The sequence below is a fragment of the Spirosoma luteolum genome (genome assembly GCF_054778875.1).
In genome coordinates this window covers 273,569-291,363 of record NZ_BAAGZE010000008.1, presented here as the reverse complement: position 1 = coordinate 291,363, position 17,795 = coordinate 273,569, and the positions used below count along the sequence as shown (strand labels likewise).

The window sequence follows — 17,795 nt, the reverse complement described above, 5'->3', positions numbered from 1 at the left end:
AAGTTGGTGAATGAACGGGTAACCTACGCACCCGTCCCTAGTAAAACAACAGAAAGGGCGAAAGTGTCCCAGGGCGTCGACCATTTATCCGGTTTGCAGGCCGCTTACCCGGTCAGCAAGCGGCCCGCCCTTTCAGCTGAAAGGGCGGGCCGGCTATAGGATTGACAAACGAATCAGCGGGTCATGACAAACTGCTTGTGCAGGAGTTTGATGCCTTTATAGACCAGTACGCGAAGCCCGCCCGTTTCGGTCAGGCTTAGTTCGACGTCGAGGTGGTGGCCGGTCTTGGGGTGAATCAGCTCGCCCCCGCCCCAGACCTGACCGTCATACTCCAGGTTGCTCATAATGATCTTGTCTTTGGCCAGGCCGTAGTTACGAATACCGGCGTTGTCGGTTTCGGCTACGCGGGCAAAGTAACGGTTGCCCGATCGGTACACATCGACGCTGGACCCCTTGCTCGGAAAGTGCCAGCGACCCAGAATAACGTCGCCGGTACGGTCGGTCGACGAGCGGCCGGAAATGGGAAGGGCAAAGCAAAAGCACAGGGCCAGCAGTAGGATCGAGCGGGTGGTGTGAAGCTGCATCATACGTCTGTTGGCAGTTGAATGTTGTTGTTTACGGGAACCAATACGTCCTTCAGATTAAATCAATTTACGGTAGTTATGTTGGTTAATATAACGAAACGGCAACGGTACTTTGGTTAACGGTCCGTATTAAAATCTATATAAATAGTAGAAAACCCCGCCTGTAGGCTACAGGACGGGGTTTTTCGACGGGTATTAAAATTACCCGTTCTGTTCAGAAACTTTCTTTGATGCGGGCGATGAGTGAGGTGGTGGAGTAGCCCGGCACCAAGGCTATCGTTTCGACCCGGCCACCATGGGCCAGTACAAAATCAGCGCCAACGATCGTTGCCACCGAGTAATCGTTGCCCTTTACCAGCACATCGGGCCGAACGGCTTCGATCAGTTCGAGCGGGGTAGGTTCGTCGAACAGCGTTACGGCATCGACGAAAGCGAAGGCTGCCATCATGCGGGAGCGGGCATACTCGTTGACCACCGGCCGCAGCGGGCCTTTGATGCAGCTTACCGACGCATCGGTGTTCAGACCCAGCACGAGCCGATCGCCCAGCTGCCGGGCTTTTTCGAGGTAGTCGATATGGCCCAGGTGAACAATGTCGAAGCAGCCGTTGGTAAAGACCACCGACTCACCGTTGGCGTGCCACTGCTCAACCTGCCGAACCAGATCGGCCCGCGAGCGGATTTTTGCCTCAGTCATCAGAAAAGGGGAGTTATTGATCCAGCCGGATCGCGTTGGGATCGGTTAGTACGTCGTCGGCCGTGGTGCGCTTCTGCTGCCGAAACAGCACGACCAGCAAACTGGCCACGCCCAGCAGAATAATCATCAGGGTCGACACGCCGTGGATAAACGTGGCCAGAATCTGCCCATCCTGGCTGGTCAGCCCGTAGAGCAGAGCCACCTGACCGACCAGCAGGTGGAAGGAACCGATACCGCCGGGCGTCGGCGCGGCCATACCCAGCGACCCCACCACCAGAATCGTGAGGCCGGCCAGCGCGCCAAGGTTTGCCGTTGCCGGCATGGCAAAGAACAGGGTGTATGACATGAGGTAGTACATAACCCAGATGAAGCACGTGTGGAAGATAAAGGCACCGGGCCGGCGTAGTTTGCGCACACTCAGCAGCCCCTCCAGCAACCCGTTTACAAAGCCGTGGATTTTCTGGTAGAGCGGGTGGCGGCCCAAGGCATCGCGGTAGCGGCTGAACAGGAACCAGGCCAGCAGGCCCAGACCAACCAGCACGGCGCCGGCCAGCAGCAGCACGCCCGATCCGCTTGTGCCTTTTGGGAGCTTACCCCCCAGAAAATCGGTAAAAAACTGGCTGAGCCGGTTAAATTCGAGCACAAAGGTGGCCCCCAGCAGCAGCAGCAGCATAACCACGTCGAAGAGCCGCTCGGCCACGACCGTTCCGAAGCTTACGTTGACGGGAACCCCCGACAGACGGTAGAGCGTACCGCAGCGGGCTACTTCGCCGGCGCGGGGCAGGGCCAGGTTGGCCAGGTAGCCCGTCATCACGCTCGCCGTGGCATCGAGCGACGAGGGGCGCTGGGGCACTACGGGCTCCAGCAGAATTCGCCACCGTTCGGCCCGGCTCCAGTGGGCCACAATAGTCAGCACGGCCGATACCAGTACCCAGCGGTAATCGGCGGCTTTCAGCTTGGTCAAGAGGTCTGCCGCATCGATATGACTCTGCCGAAAGGTAAACCAGAGTAATCCTCCGGCCAGCGCCAGCGAGATCAGGTACTTCAGAACGTTCTTGGGATTCATTGGCAACGGAAGAAGGTGTCGGAAGGGGGGCGGTTATCGGCCTGGCGTCAGGCGTTGACGAGCCGGTTGTTTTCGTCGGGAAAGACAACGGTAGGCTTGTGCGACCGGGCTTCTTCGTCGGTCATCATGGCATAGGCAATGATGATTACAATGTCGCCAACCTGTGCCCGGCGGGCTGCTGCCCCGTTGAGGCAGATAATGCCCGATCCCCGCTCGCCTTTGATCACGTAGGTGATGAGCCGCTCGCCGTTGTTGTTGTTGACAATATGAACCTGCTCGTTTTCGAGCAGCCCGGCGGCATCCATCAGGTCTTCGTCGATGGTGATGCTGCCTACGTAATTCAGTTCCGCCTGCGTTACCTTAACGCGGTGGAGTTTGGATTTCAGAATGTTGACAAACATAGGTCACTGGATAAGTTGCCCCGGCCAAACCGCCTGGGCTGAGAGCCGTTGGGCGCGGCAAAGGTACGCGGATTGGCGAAGTTGGCCAACCCCCTGGCTCAAACTCAGTAAATTGCCATTTCGGGCTCGATCTCGCGGGCCCAGGCGTTGATACCGCCGTCGAGGTTATACAGGTTGGTGAGGCCATCCTGCGCGTAGAGGTATTGGACCACGTTGGCCGAGCGCATACCGTGGTGACAGTATACGACCACCGGCCGATCGGTTGGAATGCGCTTGCGGTTGTTGGGAATCATGCCCACCGGCACCAGCACGGCTCCCTCGAGGTGGCAGATGTCATATTCAGGCCGTTCGCGAACGTCGAGCAGAAAGATATCTTCCTGGCGGCCCAGCCGTTCGGCCAGTTCCTGCACCGTTATTTTCTGCGGACCAGTGTCTTGCCGGCTGGTGCGGTTGCCCGTCGCGAGTCCCTGCCGGGCCAGTTCGTCGGCATCGGTACGGCGCCGGATTTTTATTTTCTGCTGCCCCATGCTGAGCAGATCGACCATGAGCAGGTGTTCGCGCAGCGACTGTCCGATGCCCGTAAGGAGTTTAATAACCTCGTTGGCCTGGTAAGTGCCAATCACGCCCGGCAGCACCCCCAGCACCCCCGTATCGTTGCAGTTGGGTATCTCCAGCTCGTTTGGATATTCGGGGTAGAGGCACCGATAGGTCGGTCCCCGCTGCCCGTCGCCAAGGTCGGCATTGAGTACCGCCACCTGCCCCTCGAAGCGGTGAATGGCGCCGTACACAAAGGGCTTGCCCAGCGTAACGCACACATCGTTGACCAGATACCGCACCTTGAAATTATCGGTACAATCGACAATGATATCGTAATCCTGAATCAGCGAGCGGGCGTTGCTGTAGTCGAGGGCCGTAGCGTGCGCGTCGAACCGGAGTTCGGGATTGAGTCGGTTGAGGTGACTGACGGCTGTTTTGGCTTTCGACTTGCCCACTTCGTCGGTGGTATAGAGTACCTGTCGCTGCAGGTTGCTCAGATCGACCACATCGGGATCGACCACGCCGATGGTGCCTACGCCGGCTGCGGTCAGGTAGAGCAGTACGGGACATCCCAGTCCGCCGGCACCCACCACCAGTACCCGGGCGTTTTTGAGTTTCAGTTGCCCGGCTGTTCCCAGCTCGGGCAGGTTCAGGTGTTTCTGATAACGTTGTTTTTCAGCAGGAATAAGGGTCGTGGCTTCCATCAGCTTTTTGTTGTTGAGCAACCTCGCCGGAAGTTGCACTAATCCAACATAAATCTGGTGCCGAAAATTGCACCGCTTTCTAAAAAAGAGCGCTGCCAGCGGCACCCGTCAGTGCCCCCGGACGGCTAGGCTGGCCGTGTCGTCTTCGCCATTGTCGTAGCCGTTGCCGGGCGTCGAGTCGGGGTCGGCCAGAGAAGCCGTCTGGATCTGGGCTTTCAGCGTGCCGCTGGCGGAGATACGTATCGGGAAAACAAGCGTGTCGGAACTGCCGCTGGCCAGCTGGCCCAGCGTACCCGTAACGAACTGCCCCGCCACCGTAAAGCCAGCCGTGTTGGCCAGTTGCCAGCCGGTCGGGAGCTGGAGAACCACGGTAGCGGAACCGGCGCGCCCGCCCCGATTGGCCACAATGGCCGTTACCGACATCACGTCGTTCAGAGCAGGGGTCAGTTCGTTGGTACGGAGGGTCAGACTCAGGTCGGCCGAGCTGGCGTCGGGCGTGGGCTCGGACAGCCGAACCGACGGCAGCGGTACCTGGTTGGGGTTGGGCGACAGCCGAAGTGTATCGGAATTGGCAACGATGGTGCGCAGATCAACCTGGGTGGCATCGTCCTGCCCGTCGCCCGTGCCCGAGTTGGGCTGACTATCCGGGTCAGGTGTCTGGCTGGCCGATACTTCGGCGGCCAGCATATAGGTGCCCGGACGAGTGGGTTTCACCCGAAAAATATACCGCATACTGCCACCCGCCGACAGGTTGCCGGTCGCGAAGTCGATTACACCGGCGGCTGCACTGACCCCCGGCGATGCCGCGTCTACGAAGCTCATGCCAACGGGCAGCCGACTGCGCAGGCTCACACCGGCGGCTGTCGATGGCCCATCGTTGTTGAGGGTAAGGGTCAGCGTTACGGGCTGGTTGATGGCTGCAATGCGGCTGGCCGACTGCATGGTCAGGCTCAGATCCGCCTGAGCGGGGGCACTGGCGCAAACGGCAACCACGCTGGCGGGCAAACTATACACCGCCGGACTGCTGGCCACCACCCGAATCTGTCGGCTCGTGCCGGCCAGTACGCTGATCGGGAGTGAGGTAGCGATAGGGCTGGTGGTGCTGCTGCCGAGTTCGATCGGTGCATCGAATGAGCCGCTGGCGTCGGCCAGCTGCAGGGTATAGCGATTGTCGGCATTGACGCTGCTTTCGCTCAGCGTAAACGAAACATCGAACGGGGTGCCGGGACAATTGGCGATGGATGAGTTGGCCAGGGTCAGAACGGGCGGTAGGCCACTAACGGCTTCCGGTCCCTGATAAATCGTGGTGCGGCCCGACTGGGTAGTGGTTTCGCACCAGACTCCCTCGCCTGTATCGCCCTGTTTTCGTACCGAAAGGCGGTAGCGGCCAGGCTCGACGCCCCCCGTAGCCAGGCCCTGGGGCGGGTAGTTACGCACGTAGTTGAAATCGACAAACTCCGGATAGTCGGGTGCCTGACTGGCGGGCGGCATCACATGCCAGGCCGAATCATCGAACGGGCCACCATCGATTCGCTGGATTCGGATTTCGACGGCTACGCTGGCCTGTACCATGGCAAAAAAACCGTGGCTGTCGCTTTCGTAGCGGTAACCGATCCGGCCGATGGCAGCATCAGGGCTGCCGCCCTGTACGGTTGGCAGGGGTGCGTTGCCCGACTTAATGGCAGGGATGTTGGGGTCGACTGTGAAGGCTTCGCCCAGGGTGCCGGTCGTGGCCGGGGCCGTGGTCAGGGTACGGAGCCGGTACTGACCCGCAGGCAGATCGACCGGCAGTGTCAGCAACAGCGGATTGTCCTGACTGCGGGGCGATTCGGCCACAACGGCCTGATCACTGGCCCGCACCAGCTGCGCATAATACTGGTTGCCCGCTTCGTGGGCATCGGTGCGGAGCGACGCTACCTGAATCACGTCGCCGGGGCGCCGTTTCAGGGGCAGGCTGTAGCCGGTCGTCAGCAGGGGGGCGCTGCCCGAAGGGGTCAGGGGGGTGGCGCGCCCGAAAAAATCGTCGGTCAGGCTCTGTTCCCAGCGGTCTATGAAGCGGATCAGGCCATTACCACCCAGGTGCACATTGTCGCCCAGCCGATTGTCCGGGCCCTGCAGGTCATCGGTCGATGGGCCGGCATAGACATCATTGATCTGGGCGATAAGCCGGTTCTGCGCGGCAATGACCGAGGGGTTGAACTGACCCTGAATAAACGACACCCGCGAGATGAGCCACGGCAACTGGTTGTAGCCGGCCTGTTGCCGGCTTTTGGCGATTACTGTCTGGAGGTTATTGAAATACTGCGTTTCGGAGGAGCCTATATCGCCTTCTCCCTGATGCCAGAGCACCGCCCGCGCCCCCGTTCGGGCCACGTAATGCTGCAGCACGCTGCCCAGCCGCTGGTAGGGTAGCAGCTGCCCGCTGGGGTCGGGCTGGCCCGATGCCGACTGCTGCCATTCGGTGCTGGAGGTGCCGGGCTGCGCCCCGCCCAGAAACAGGACCGGCACATTGAGCCGGCGCACGAGCCGATCGCCGAGCCGGGCCCAGATGTGGGGCGGCTGACTGGGGCCGATGTTGCTGCCGGTACTGGCGCGGTTAAACATGAGCGGCAACAGCTGATCGTCGAGCCGGTACTGCCGCACATCGATGCACGATACCCGGTCATCGTCGGCACCGGGCTCGCGTTCGAATCCGCCCACGGCGTTCGATTGCCCGGCCACAACGAATACTTCACCAACGCCGACCCGGTTTACCTGCGTCAGGGCCAGTTGACTGCCGTCGGCCATGGCCCGTACATCGAGCCGATACCAGCCACCTTTTACCGGTACAGCCCCCTGAAAGGCACGGGAGCCTGCTACAAAGGAAAGCGATATCCAGGGGGTGAGGGTGCCCTGACCGAGGGCAAGCGGTACGAAGCGGGCTTCGATCGTGGTGGCGGTGGCCGGAGCAACGCCGGCAACCAGAATAGCGGCTTCGTTGGCGAGATTGCGCTGGAACACCATCCGGGCAACCGGGCTGGTAATGGTTAGCTGCGCTGCGGCCAGCAAGGGCAACAGGCTGGCTACTGCCAGCATAAACAGCTGGCGCAGGCATAAAATCATTGAGGCAAACGGGGAGGTACGGAAAAATTAGTTAGGAGGGAAGGACAAAATTAGCGAACGGCCCCCGTATTCGGTATTAAAATAGAAGTAACAAAAAATGGGCCAGCCGATATAGCTGACCCATCGATTAATTGGAGAACGATATGGTACCCTGTATGCCCGTTTTATTTGGCTGGCACAGTGGTTTTTATTTTAAGCTCATCGAGTTGCTTGTCGGCAATGGTCGAGGGCGAGTCGATCATCACATCGCGACCCGAATTGTTTTTGGGGAACGCAATGAAATCGCGGATCGAGTCGGAGCCGCCGAACAGCGAACAGAGCCGGTCGAAGCCGAACGCCAGCCCGCCGTGGGGGGGCGCGCCGTATTCGAAGGCATCCATCAGGAAGCCGAACTGGGCTTTGGCTTCTTCGTCGCTGAAGCCCAGCAGGCTAAACATGCGGGCCTGTAGCGTGCGGTCGAAAATCCGGATCGACCCCCCGCCCACCTCGGTGCCGTTGATAACGAGGTCGTAGGCATTGGCCCGCACCGCGCCCGGATCGGTGTCGAGCAGCGGGATGTCTTCGGGTTTGGGTGAAGTAAAGGGGTGGTGCATGGCAAACCAGCGCCCTTCGCCCGGATGCTCGTCGTCTTCGCCGTATTCGAGCAGGGGGAAGTCGAGTACCCACAGCGTGCTGAACACGTTCGGGTCGCGCAGGCCCAGCCGGCTGCCCATTTCAAGTCGCAGTTCGCTCAGCTGCTTGCGGGCTTTGGCCGCATCGCCCGAAATAATAAGCATCAGGTCGCCGGGTTTGGCGCCAAAGGCGTCGGCCCAGGCTGTTAGTTCCTCGGCACCGTAGAACTTGTCGACCGAGGATTTAACCGTATTGTCGTCGTTGTAGCGGGCGTAGATCAGGCCTTTGGCGCCGATCTGCGGACGCTTTACCCACTCGGTCAGTTCGTCGATCTGTTTGCGGGTGTAGTGCGCCGAGCCAGGCACGTTGATACCCACGACCAGTTCGGCCGAATCGAATACGCCAAAGCCTTTGCCCGAGGTGAGGTCGACGCTGGTAGCCGGGTTTTTCAGCTCGACAAACGACATGCCGAAGCGGGTGTCGGGTTTATCGGAGCCGTAGAGCCGCATGGCATCGGCGTAGGTCATACGCGGCACGCTGGGCAGATCGATGTTTTTGACGGCCTTGAACAGATGCCGGATCAGCCCCTCGAACATGTTCAGTACGTCTTCCTGCTCCACAAACGACATCTCGCAGTCGATCTGGGTGAACTCCGGCTGCCGGTCGGCGCGCAGGTCCTCGTCGCGGAAGCACTTGACGATCTGGAAGTAGCGGTCGAAGCCCGATACCATCAGCAGCTGCTTGAAGGTCTGGGGCGACTGCGGCAGGGCGTAGAACTCGCCGGGGTTCATGCGGCTGGGTACCACAAAGTCGCGGGCGCCTTCGGGGGTCGATTTGATCAGTACCGGCGTTTCGACTTCGATAAAGTCCTGCCCATCCATGTACAGCCGTACCTGCTGCGCCAGGCGGTGCCGCAGCTCCAGATTCCGGCGCACGGGATTCCGGCGCAGGTCGAGGTAGCGGTATTTCATCCGCAGGTCGTCGCCCCCGTCGGTTTCGTCGTCGATCAGGAAGGGGGGCAGCTTGGCTGGGTTCAGCACGGTCAGGGCCGTGGGCCGCAGTTCGATGTCGCCCGTAGGGATGTTGGGGTTTTTGGCTTTCCGCTCAACAACGGTGCCCGTAGCCTGTACCACAAATTCACGGCCCAGGGTACGGGCGGTGGCAAAGAGGTCGGCGGCCGAAACGCCTTCTTCCAGAATAAGCTGGGTAATACCGTAGCGGTCGCGCAGGTCGACCCAGAGTACACCCCCTTTATCGCGGATGGTCTGTACCCAGCCGGCCAGTGTAACAGTAGTATCGGTATCCGACAGGCGGAGCTCCCCGCAGGTTTTGGTTCGAAGCATTGGGTTAATGAGTGAATTAGTGATTGAGCGAATGAGTGAACAGAGACGCTACAGTTAGTCGTTCATTCGCGTACACCAGTAGTTAGCCCTGAAAAATTCTGCTGCAAAGGTAAGGAGTTTGGTCAGATGCGACGAGTTGCGGCTCCGTCATTCGCGCAATCGCTCAACCCGCCAACCACTCATTTCCGATAGTCCAGCGCGGGTTTTCGGTTGCCCAGCAGGGCTTCGTACTTGAAGTCGGCTCCGCGTTTCTGGAGCCATTCGGCATGGGCTTTCTCGATCAGGGCGGGCGTTTTGTAGAGGTCGAGGGCCGTTAGCGCCAGGGTCTTGGCGGCTACGATCATGCCTTTCTGACCAATGCTCATGCCACTGGCGGCCGTCGACTGCCAGCTGTGAGCCGATGAGCCAGGTACCCAGGTGGCCGTCGACAGTCCTACGGTCGGTACGGCCCAGCTCACGTCGCCTACGTCGGTCGAGCCGCCACTGGTGGCAGTCTCCGAGGCATCGCGGAAGTCTTTTACCAGGGCTGCGTTGGTGACGGGCACTTTCTGCCCTTCGCCAAAGGTTTCGCTGATTTTCTGGGCAAAGGCCAGTTCGTCGGGGGTGTAGGTGACGCCACCTACCGTTTTCAGGTTCTTGTGCACGGCTTCGGCCAGCGTTACGTTGGGCAGCAGGTTGAACACCCCGCCCAGAATTTCCCACTCCACTTTAGTACCCGTACCTTTGGCGGCTCCTTCGGCCGCGTTTTCGATGCGCTTCCAGACACTCTGCAGTATGTCGCGGTCTTTGTGACGCGCGTAATAATAGACTTCGGCGAAGGCCGGTACCACGTTGGGCGCTTCGCCCCCTTTGGTAATTACGTAGTGTATACGCGTATCCTGCGGAATGTGCTCCCGCATCATGTTGACCATAAAATCCATGGCTTCGACACCATCGAGCGCCGACCGCCCCCGTTCGGGCGAGGCCGCTGCGTGGGCCGCAATGCCCCGGAAACGAAATTTGGCGTTTTTGTTGGCCAGCGAGGTGCCGGCATCGGCCGCATTCTGCGAACCGGGGTGCCAGTGCAGTACGACGTCGACTCCATTGAACAGGCCCTCACGTACCATGTATACTTTGCCCGAACCCCCTTCTTCGGCGGGACAGCCGTATATTTTTACGGTGCCGGCGTGGCCCGACGCTTTCAGCCAGTCTTTCACTTCGACGGCAGCCGCAACCGATGCGGTGCCGAACAGGTTGTGGCCGCAGCCGTGCCCCCCTTTCTGCCCCTGAATGGGCGTAAAGTCGGGTTTGGCTTCGGTTGCCAGGCCGGGCAGCGCATCGTATTCGCCCAGAATGCCGATCACGGGCTTGCCCGATCCGTAGGTAGCCACAAACGCCGTTGGAATGCCCGCCACGCCGGCCTCGACCGTAAAGCCTTCCTTACGGAGCTGCTCCTGCAACAGCAGCGAGCTTTTTTCTTCCTGGTAGCCGAGTTCGGCAAAATCCCAGATTTGTTTGGAAATGCCGGCGTATTCGGCAAAACGCCGGTCGAGGTTGGTCAGCACGGTTTGTTTGTCGCGGTCGGGGGCTGCGGAGGTTCTGGCCGATTTCTTCGAGGGGGCAGGCTGGGCCGCACCAGGCTGGGCCGCACTCGGCTGGGCCGCACCAGGCTGGGTAAGTGTTAAGGCCGGCAGCAGCAAGGCCGTGGCGAGTAGGGATGTACGCATTGGGTTTGTCGGTTGTATGGCTTGGGTGACGTCTAAAAATAGGCAAAATGTGGTCGTCTGCTACCCGGCGGCCGGTTTTGCGGGCCGCTCTGACGCACCGAAACCCGTTGACGTGCCTGTAGCGCACATCAACGGGTTTCGGCTTGACTACTGATTGTCAGTCTGTTAGTGGGAGGCCGTGGCCGGTGCGCCCGAGGGGAGTGGCTGGGGCGATGTAGTTGGCCCGTCGATGGTAATGCGACCATTGTCTACCCGCATCCGGTCGATGAACACAACGCGCTCGTCGCCGGTTTTGGCCGTGCGGCCGTGGTACACGCAGAACATCTCTTTTCGGTCGGGCGAGTAGGCGATGCTGTTATGTCCCGTACCCGTTACTGAACCGCCTTTATCGCTGTTCTTTTCCAGAATCGGGTTGTTGCCCGCTTTCCGGAAAGGCCCCAGCGGGGAGGTGCCCGTGGCGTAGCCAATGGCGTAGTGCTGCCCCCCGAAATGGTTGGCCGAGTACATGATGTAGTACAGCTTGTCTTTTTTGAAGGTCACGGAGCCTTCGGTCCAGCGCCGGTTCACTTCGCGGGTCGTCACCGACCGGCTTTCCCAGTCGGCCTGTTTGTCGTTCAGCTTCACGGGCGGCCGCAGCAGCAGCACCGGTTTGCCAATGACGCCCGAAAAGTCGGGTTTCAGTTCGACACCGTACACCCAGCTTTCCTCGATTTCCGGGTACCAGCCCTTCTGCCGGGCCATCGTCGCGATCTCACTCGCAACCGGGTGTTTGTAGCAGCATCGCGAATAGTACAGATACGCCTTGCCGTTGGTGTCCATAAACACGTTGGCATCGATAACGGGATAGCCGGGATCGAAGAGGGGCTGGCTGGCCAGGTCGACGAACGGGCCGGTGGGCGTATCGGCAACGGCAACGCCGATGCGGAAATTCTCGACTTCGTTGGTGGGGTTCACGCGCCACTGGGCACTGTAGAACAGGTAGTACTTACCCTGCATCTCGTAGACTTCGGGCGCCCAGTAGGCTCCACCCCATTTGGCGTTCGGATCGCTCCAGCCGTTTTTATTGTCGTGGAAATAAACCTGTCCCTCGGCTTTCCAATGGACCATGTCGGTCGAGGAATAGGCAGCAAAGCCCTGTCGGGCACCACCCCCCGTGCCGTACATGTAGTAGGTACCCCGGGTGTGCAGCACGTACGGATCACCGAATTCGACGGGTAAGGGATTGGTGTACGTGGCCCGTTGGGCAGTAGTGGCCGGGGTAGTCTGTGCCATGGCAGGAGAGAGCAGAGCCGTAGCCAGGAGAATTCCCAGCGCCCATAATCGATTCATAGGTGTCGTGTGTTTAGTCTACCAAAGGTAGGTATATTGTGGCCCGTCGTGCGGAACAGGATTCCAGTATGGGCAGCCACACAGGGGCAGGAGGGGTGATTATATACTGAAATGTGCTTTTGTGCGGGTTGGTCGACTGCGGGAAACAGCTTGCTAAGAATCAAGTGATGCGCGGTCTTGTAAATCAGCCGGATAAAAATTTCGAGTGTAGATGGTACCTCTTCCGCATCCCATTACACCATAAATAGTGGCATCTTTGTAGATTGAATAATATAAAAACGTGTACATCAGCACTCTACTGTATTACGTTGGCTAATATCCTGCCGTTATGTCGCTCAAACTCCCGTTCATCGAAGCCGAAGTTACTGATCAATATCTATACGACGAAAATCCGCGTCCGTGGATTATCGGGTTTAGTGGTGGTAAAGACAGCACTATGCTACTCCAAGTAGTTTGGCGTGCGCTAATGAAAATACCCGCCGACCTGCGTACCCGCAAAATCTACGTTGTTTGTAATGATACGCTGGTCGAAAATCCCAAGATCGTTTCATTCATCAACCGGACACTAACCCTGTTACAAAAAGCAGCTACTGAGCAGGGTATGCCCATAAGTGTTCACCGAACTACGCCCCGACTAGAGGATACATTCTGGGTTAATTTGATTGGTAAAGGGTATCCTGCGCCAACGAATTCGTTTCGGTGGTGTACCGAACGCCTGAAAATCAACCCCACCACGCGTTTCATTCAGGAAAAGATTAGCGAGGAAGGCGAAGCCATCATTCTGCTGGGTACGCGCTCTGATGAGAGCCAAAGTCGGGCACGATCGATGAAGCGGCATGAGTTGAAAGGCCAAAGGCTTCGCAAACACCTGCTACCCAATGCCTTCGTATACGCACCTATCAAAGACATCGAAACCAGTGAACTCTGGCAGTATATGATGCAGGTCTCTCCCCCGTGGGGTGGGACGCACAAGGAGTTGGTAACGCTTTACCGCAACGCCAACTCCGGCGACTGCCCGCTGGTGATCGACGAAACAACGCCATCCTGCGGTAATAGTCGGTTTGGCTGCTGGGTATGTACGGTAGTAAGTCGCGACAAGAGCATGGAAGGACTGATCGGTAACGGCGACGACTGGATGGAACCGCTGGTTGAACTGCGTAACAAAATACTGGTTGAACGCTCAAACCGTGACTCGCGTGAAAAACGTCGGCGGACTGATAGTGCCTACAAGGAAGAAGACGAAAATACCTGGGGGCCATACACGCCTAAAATTCGGGCGGAGTTTCTGACGATGCTGCTACAAGCGCAAAAAGAGATTCAGGATACACAAGGGGAGATGATGGAACTAATTACACATCAGGAACTGGTTGCTATTCAGCTTACGTGGTTCCGCGATAGTGTATTTACGCCGAAAGTCGCCGATATTTATAACCGCATCTATGACACCGAAATTGACATGAGTAAACACGTCGAAAAGTTACGGCGGGAAGAAGAGCTATTGCGAGAAGCCTGCAAAAATGAACCTGAGCACGTAGAGCTGATTCAGGAACTGCTCACACTTCAGAAGAACAAAGCTCTGAAACTCAACAAACGCGGCCTGCAACAGGACCTCGAAAAACGACTGGAAAATTTCTTGGCTGAGAAAGATCGTAAGACGAATGCCGGATGAGTATAGGACGTATCCTGTACTACGAACACTATGATGGACTGGGGATCCTTGCCTATCCGTATGAGCCGTTTTATCTTGCCGTCGTATGGAATGGAAAGAAAGTGTTCGCTCGACCAATTATAGAGTTGCAAAGTGGCGAATGTTACTTCCTGTATCAAGGTAAGAAAGTAAATCCTTACGTCTTTAAACTTCGCGTTAACGAAGTAGCTCCTGAATGGGCATACCGCTGGATAGACGACGTTATCAACGGTGTAGAAATTAAAATAGATGTGAGTAACCTGGCAGATAAACACTTGCAGGATTTCAAATCTATGATTCAACGAAAAAGTGAAATAATACAGGAATGGTTATTAGTAAAATAGAACTCTGTAATTTTAGAATCTATCAGGGTCTAAATACGATTGAACTTAAGCCGGAAAGGGACAAAAATATTTTTATCGTTAGTGGTAAAAATGGATTTGGAAAAACTACGTTTCTCATGTCATTAGTTTGGTGCCTGTATGGGCGTCAAATGACCGACGTAGACGATATTTACGAGAAAGAAATAAAGGAACAGGGAGGGTACGGAACATATATCAAAAGTAGCCTAAACCGCCAGGCGAACAGTAAAGGGGATACATCCTTTCACGTAGCTGTAACGATTACTGGCTCTGTAATCCCAGAACTGCCTGCTAAAGAGATTGTTATAAAGCGATCATACAGCACTATAAAGGGAATTGATACGATAGAGATACTGGTAGATGGCGAAGAGAAAGATCTAATAAAAGAATTAGGTGATGCTAATCTGACGGGTGAGGAAATGTTCATCCGTGAGTTTATTATGCCTATTGAAATTGCGAAATTTTTCTTGTTCGATGCCGAAAAGATCGTTAATCTGGCGGAAAATAGTAGTCCAGAACAGCGAAAAAAATTAAGTTTAGCCTACTCTGAAATACTTGGTATTAAAAAGTACGAAGACATCAAGGACGAGATGGAAACACTTCGGGATCGGCTGAAACAGTCTTCGGCGAATCCTAAAGACAAGCAACTTCTAAATACACTAAAAGCTGAAGTTGAAAATATTCTAGTAGAAATAGAGAGTGATAATAAAGAAATTGCGCTACTAAAAGAAAAAAGGGCTCAGTTGGCTTACGAGGCAGAACAGCTTCGCGACAAGCTTATACGGGCAGGCAACACAGTTACGGAAGAGGAGTATCAAGCTCTAAAAAAAGAAGTAAAGGATTGTTCAGACGCGCTCGAATTGCTTCAGAATGACTTTCGTGATTCGTTTGAGAAAATACCATTTGTTATTGCGGGTGGGCGGATGCTGGAAGTTGTTGAGCAGGTTGCCGACGAGACCAATTACAAAAGCGCTTTACAGGGGCAGGAGAAGGTTGAGCAGCGAACCGATCAGGTGCTGACGGATTTGCTGTCGGCTGAACGTACTCTGAAAGAAGTCGTTCCGGCTTCCGTACACCGCTTTTACCACGATACGGTAAAAGACCTGATTAAACGGCACTTCTTCGCCGAAACGCCTGACCTGCCTGATGACTTTAAACTGTTGCACGACTTCTCGTCGTCGGAGACACAGCAGCTGAACGGTTTTCTGGCTGAGTTGAAACAGGACTTTCGGGCTTCATTTCGGACGCTCAACGAACGGCGTACGCAATTCCAAAACCAACTCACGGCGGCAAAAAAACGGCTGGCTGCGGCTGATTCCAATCAGGAAGATCCGGTGTTGGCAGCCGACCGTCTCAAGCGCGATGATCTGAACCTGCGTGTGGTCAAGATTGACGATCAGATTGCCGAGTATTACAAGTCGATTGGCAAGTGCGACGACCGTAAAGCGAACGCGGAGAAGCAGATTAGCGAAATCACAAAGAAGATCAAAGTCGGAGAAGAACACCGGGGTAAATACGAAGAATCGGAGAAGCTGATTGCCGAGTTACAGCAGTTTATTACACGCTTCAAAACCGACAAGAAAAAGTCGCTCGAAACGCAGATTTTGCAGGGGTTGACTCAGTTGATGCATAAAAAGGATTTCATAAGCCGTGTCGACGTCAATATTTACGGAGAAGACATTGAGATTGACCTTTACAATGCATCTGATCTAAAAATTAGGAAAGATTCGCTCTCGAAAGGCGAACAGCAGATGTATGCAACAGCATTACTACGCGGCCTGGTTGAAGAATCGCAGATTGAGTTTCCGGTGTTTATCGACTCGCCGATGCAGAAGTTTGATGAGCAGCATGCCGAGAATATTATCCGGTTCTTTTATCCCAGCATCGCCGATCAGGTCATTCTGTTTCCACTTATCAACAAAGAATTAACCAAGCGCGAGTACAAACTACTGCTTCCCCGCGTGGCGCAGGCCTACCTGATTCACAACGTTCACCCCGATAAATCGGAGTTTCGTGCCTGTTCGCCCGAAACCCTAATCGAAACCTATACCGACCTCTACACCATCAATGCAGATTAACATTAAAACGTCGGAGGCTAATCGCCAGCGGGTTACCGATCTGACAAACCGAATCGGTGGCTCTACCCGCCTGAGCGAAAACGTAGTAGCCCGGATTGCGCTCGCCTATTCTCTGTCTAAAGGCAATCGACTTAGCCTGGACACCGACTATCAGGACAGTAAGGGTAAAGAATATACCGATCAGATTTTGCTGGGTAAATACCGGCAGTTCTACATTGCACTGGTATGTCAGCACTATCAGATTCCCGGCACCGACGGCAACATTGGTAAGTATATCAAGATGCACCTCGACAACGGGCTGGAGATGATGGATAAGCTGTTTCAGCAAAACAAGACGTATACCGGTCTCGATTTTCTGTTCGATGAGGTAGAAACGGGGATTGAAGCCCTTGAAGATACCGACGTACCGCTGACCTCAGTCTCGAATAACAATCAGGCTATCCGCAAAGGGTATTTTACCGGGCGACTGGGTATCAACATTGGCTACGACATCGAGACGGGCGAACAGTTGACGGCGATTCTAAACGACGTAGACCTGCACGCAAACGCTCACATAGCGGTGGCCGGGGAGTCGGGCAGCGGCAAAACGCAGTTTGCGCTGAGTCTCTTACAACAGATTGTGACCGCGTCTAACGGCGGGGTGAATTTCATCTATTTCGATTTCAAAGGCATGCAACCCGGCGACCGCCCTCGCCGACAACCGTTTTTCGATGCGACAAAAGCGCATTACGTCGACGTACCACAAACGCCGTTTCCGTTCAACCCACTGTCGTTCATCGACAATGTAAACAGCAAAAACAAGATTCAGGGCATCAGCAAGTTCGTCGACATTGTGATGAAATATGCCGCCCGTATGGGACCGGTGCAGCAGCAACAACTGAAAGAGGCCACGAGAGCTGCTTTTGATGCTAAGAAGAATGGCGAGTACCCATCCCTAACCGACGTGAATGAACAGTTACGCGAGGTTACGGGAGGGCGGCCGGGTACGCTGACGCAGATTATGGACAGCCTGACCGAGCTGGATATGTTTGCCCCTACCACCGACGCGAAGAACAGTTTTCTCAATCAGAACTATTACATCAGCCTGGGCTTTGGGCTGGAAGATGCCGTCCGGTTCACGGCTACGTTTCTGATGATCAACTACATCCACAACACGTTCATGAACCTGGACGATGCCCCTGTGGAGACCGACGAGTTCGGCAACCGGCTACAGGCCATCCGGTATGTCTTCCTGATCGACGAAGCGCACAATATTTTTAAGGAACCCAAGTCCCGCGCCATTCTGGACACGATGCTCCGCGAAATTCGCTCGAAGGGCGTGATGGTGGTTTTGGTCTCGCAACAGATCGACGAGTTCATCCAGTCCGACATCGATTTCTCCGCCAACTGTGCTAATGTCTTCCTGCTGAACATTAAGAACCGGAACCTCAAAATGATGACCCGCTTCCTCGGCTATAGCGAAAAAGAAGGCTTACTCTTAGCCCGCAATATGGAAAAAATCGACTCCGGCCAAGCCGCAACAAGTTTGAAGGAATTTAAGCGAGGAGAGTTGATAAAGTTAGAGCGGTTTAATAAGTAGTAATTATCAAA

The 17,795-nt window shown here is 55.9% G+C and carries 13 protein-coding genes; 4 read left to right on the top strand and 9 right to left on the bottom strand.

The window, feature by feature from the left end; translation table 11 throughout:
* Nucleotides 1-173 precede the first annotated feature (173 nt).
* From ACYVAC_RS15230 to ACYVAC_RS15190, 9 genes are all read right to left on the bottom strand, one after another.
* Nucleotides 174-587: a DUF2147 domain-containing protein gene (locus ACYVAC_RS15230; protein ID WP_461098601.1), complete on the bottom strand. Its 414-nt coding sequence runs from the start codon at nucleotides 585-587 to the stop codon at nucleotides 174-176.
* Between the two features lie 211 nt (nucleotides 588-798).
* On the bottom strand, nucleotides 799-1,278 hold the full coding sequence (gene rfaE2, locus ACYVAC_RS15225) for a D-glycero-beta-D-manno-heptose 1-phosphate adenylyltransferase (protein ID WP_461098600.1): 480 nt from the start codon (nucleotides 1,276-1,278) through the stop codon (nucleotides 799-801).
* A gap of 13 nt (nucleotides 1,279-1,291) precedes the next feature.
* Nucleotides 1,292-2,344, bottom strand: a complete 1,053-nt coding sequence (locus tag ACYVAC_RS15220; RefSeq protein WP_461098599.1) for a lysylphosphatidylglycerol synthase transmembrane domain-containing protein — start codon at nucleotides 2,342-2,344, stop codon at nucleotides 1,292-1,294.
* 47 nt (nucleotides 2,345-2,391) lie between these two features.
* Nucleotides 2,392-2,745: an aspartate 1-decarboxylase gene (gene panD / locus ACYVAC_RS15215; protein WP_461098598.1), complete on the bottom strand. Its 354-nt coding sequence runs from the start codon at nucleotides 2,743-2,745 to the stop codon at nucleotides 2,392-2,394.
* Between the two features lie 104 nt (nucleotides 2,746-2,849).
* Complete coding sequence (gene moeB, locus ACYVAC_RS15210; RefSeq protein WP_461098597.1) at nucleotides 2,850-3,986, bottom strand: molybdopterin-synthase adenylyltransferase MoeB; 1,137 nt, start codon at nucleotides 3,984-3,986, stop codon at nucleotides 2,850-2,852.
* A 108-nt stretch (nucleotides 3,987-4,094) separates the two neighbouring features.
* Nucleotides 4,095-7,088 (bottom strand): sialate O-acetylesterase, encoded by a 2,994-nt coding sequence (locus ACYVAC_RS15205; RefSeq protein ID WP_461098596.1) that lies wholly within the window; start codon nucleotides 7,086-7,088, stop codon nucleotides 4,095-4,097.
* A 164-nt stretch (nucleotides 7,089-7,252) separates the two neighbouring features.
* Nucleotides 7,253-9,043 (bottom strand): aspartate--tRNA ligase, encoded by a 1,791-nt coding sequence (aspS, locus tag ACYVAC_RS15200; protein WP_461098595.1) that lies wholly within the window; start codon nucleotides 9,041-9,043, stop codon nucleotides 7,253-7,255.
* Between the two features lie 179 nt (nucleotides 9,044-9,222).
* A complete protein-coding gene (locus ACYVAC_RS15195; RefSeq protein ID WP_461098594.1) occupies nucleotides 9,223-10,749 on the bottom strand; it encodes an amidohydrolase in 1,527 nt (508 codons plus the stop codon).
* A 165-nt stretch (nucleotides 10,750-10,914) separates the two neighbouring features.
* Nucleotides 10,915-12,078 carry a glycoside hydrolase family 43 protein gene (locus ACYVAC_RS15190; protein ID WP_461098593.1) on the bottom strand — a complete coding sequence of 388 codons (1,164 nt, stop codon included), beginning with the start codon at nucleotides 12,076-12,078 and terminating at the stop codon, nucleotides 10,915-10,917.
* Nucleotides 12,079-12,406: 328 nt separating this feature from the next.
* Here ACYVAC_RS15190 and dndC point away from each other — a divergent pair, with 328 nt between their 5' ends.
* Genes dndC through ACYVAC_RS15170 form a run of 4 tightly spaced genes read left to right on the top strand, consistent with a single transcriptional unit; the run spans nucleotide 12,407 to nucleotide 17,784 of the window.
* Nucleotides 12,407-13,747, top strand: a complete 1,341-nt coding sequence (gene dndC, locus ACYVAC_RS15185) for a DNA phosphorothioation system sulfurtransferase DndC (protein ID WP_461098592.1) — start codon at nucleotides 12,407-12,409, stop codon at nucleotides 13,745-13,747.
* A complete protein-coding gene (locus ACYVAC_RS15180) occupies nucleotides 13,744-14,109 on the top strand; it encodes a hypothetical protein (protein ID WP_461098591.1) in 366 nt (121 codons plus the stop codon). The genes dndC and ACYVAC_RS15180 overlap by 4 nt, the downstream gene beginning before the upstream one ends.
* Nucleotides 14,091-16,205 (top strand): DNA sulfur modification protein DndD, encoded by a 2,115-nt coding sequence (gene dndD / locus ACYVAC_RS15175; RefSeq protein ID WP_461098590.1) that lies wholly within the window; start codon nucleotides 14,091-14,093, stop codon nucleotides 16,203-16,205. Before ACYVAC_RS15180 ends, dndD begins: the two co-directional genes overlap by 19 nt.
* Nucleotides 16,195-17,784: a DndE family protein gene (locus ACYVAC_RS15170; protein WP_461098589.1), complete on the top strand. Its 1,590-nt coding sequence runs from the start codon at nucleotides 16,195-16,197 to the stop codon at nucleotides 17,782-17,784. The genes dndD and ACYVAC_RS15170 overlap by 11 nt, the downstream gene beginning before the upstream one ends.
* Nucleotides 17,785-17,795: the final 11 nt, after the last annotated feature.

What these genes read in the sequence shown, in the direction of transcription:
- ACYVAC_RS15180 (WP_461098591.1), top strand. Translation starts at nt 13,744, where the DNA reads ATGAGTATAGGACGTATCCTGTACTACGAACACTATGATGGACTGGGG.
- ACYVAC_RS15195 (WP_461098594.1), bottom strand. Translation starts at nt 10,749, where the DNA reads ATGCGTACATCCCTACTCGCCACGGCCTTGCTGCTGCCGGCCTTAACA.
- moeB (WP_461098597.1), bottom strand. Translation starts at nt 3,986, where the DNA reads ATGGAAGCCACGACCCTTATTCCTGCTGAAAAACAACGTTATCAGAAA.
- ACYVAC_RS15190 (WP_461098593.1), bottom strand. Translation starts at nt 12,078, where the DNA reads ATGAATCGATTATGGGCGCTGGGAATTCTCCTGGCTACGGCTCTGCTC.
- rfaE2 (WP_461098600.1), bottom strand. Translation starts at nt 1,278, where the DNA reads ATGACTGAGGCAAAAATCCGCTCGCGGGCCGATCTGGTTCGGCAGGTT.
- ACYVAC_RS15220 (WP_461098599.1), bottom strand. Translation starts at nt 2,344, where the DNA reads ATGAATCCCAAGAACGTTCTGAAGTACCTGATCTCGCTGGCGCTGGCC.
- ACYVAC_RS15230 (WP_461098601.1), bottom strand. Translation starts at nt 587, where the DNA reads ATGATGCAGCTTCACACCACCCGCTCGATCCTACTGCTGGCCCTGTGC.
- ACYVAC_RS15205 (WP_461098596.1), bottom strand. Translation starts at nt 7,088, where the DNA reads ATGATTTTATGCCTGCGCCAGCTGTTTATGCTGGCAGTAGCCAGCCTG.
- ACYVAC_RS15170 (WP_461098589.1), top strand. Translation starts at nt 16,195, where the DNA reads ATGCAGATTAACATTAAAACGTCGGAGGCTAATCGCCAGCGGGTTACC.
- dndC (WP_461098592.1), top strand. Translation starts at nt 12,407, where the DNA reads ATGTCGCTCAAACTCCCGTTCATCGAAGCCGAAGTTACTGATCAATAT.
- panD (WP_461098598.1), bottom strand. Translation starts at nt 2,745, where the DNA reads ATGTTTGTCAACATTCTGAAATCCAAACTCCACCGCGTTAAGGTAACG.
- aspS (WP_461098595.1), bottom strand. Translation starts at nt 9,043, where the DNA reads ATGCTTCGAACCAAAACCTGCGGGGAGCTCCGCCTGTCGGATACCGAT.
- dndD (WP_461098590.1), top strand. Translation starts at nt 14,091, where the DNA reads ATGGTTATTAGTAAAATAGAACTCTGTAATTTTAGAATCTATCAGGGT.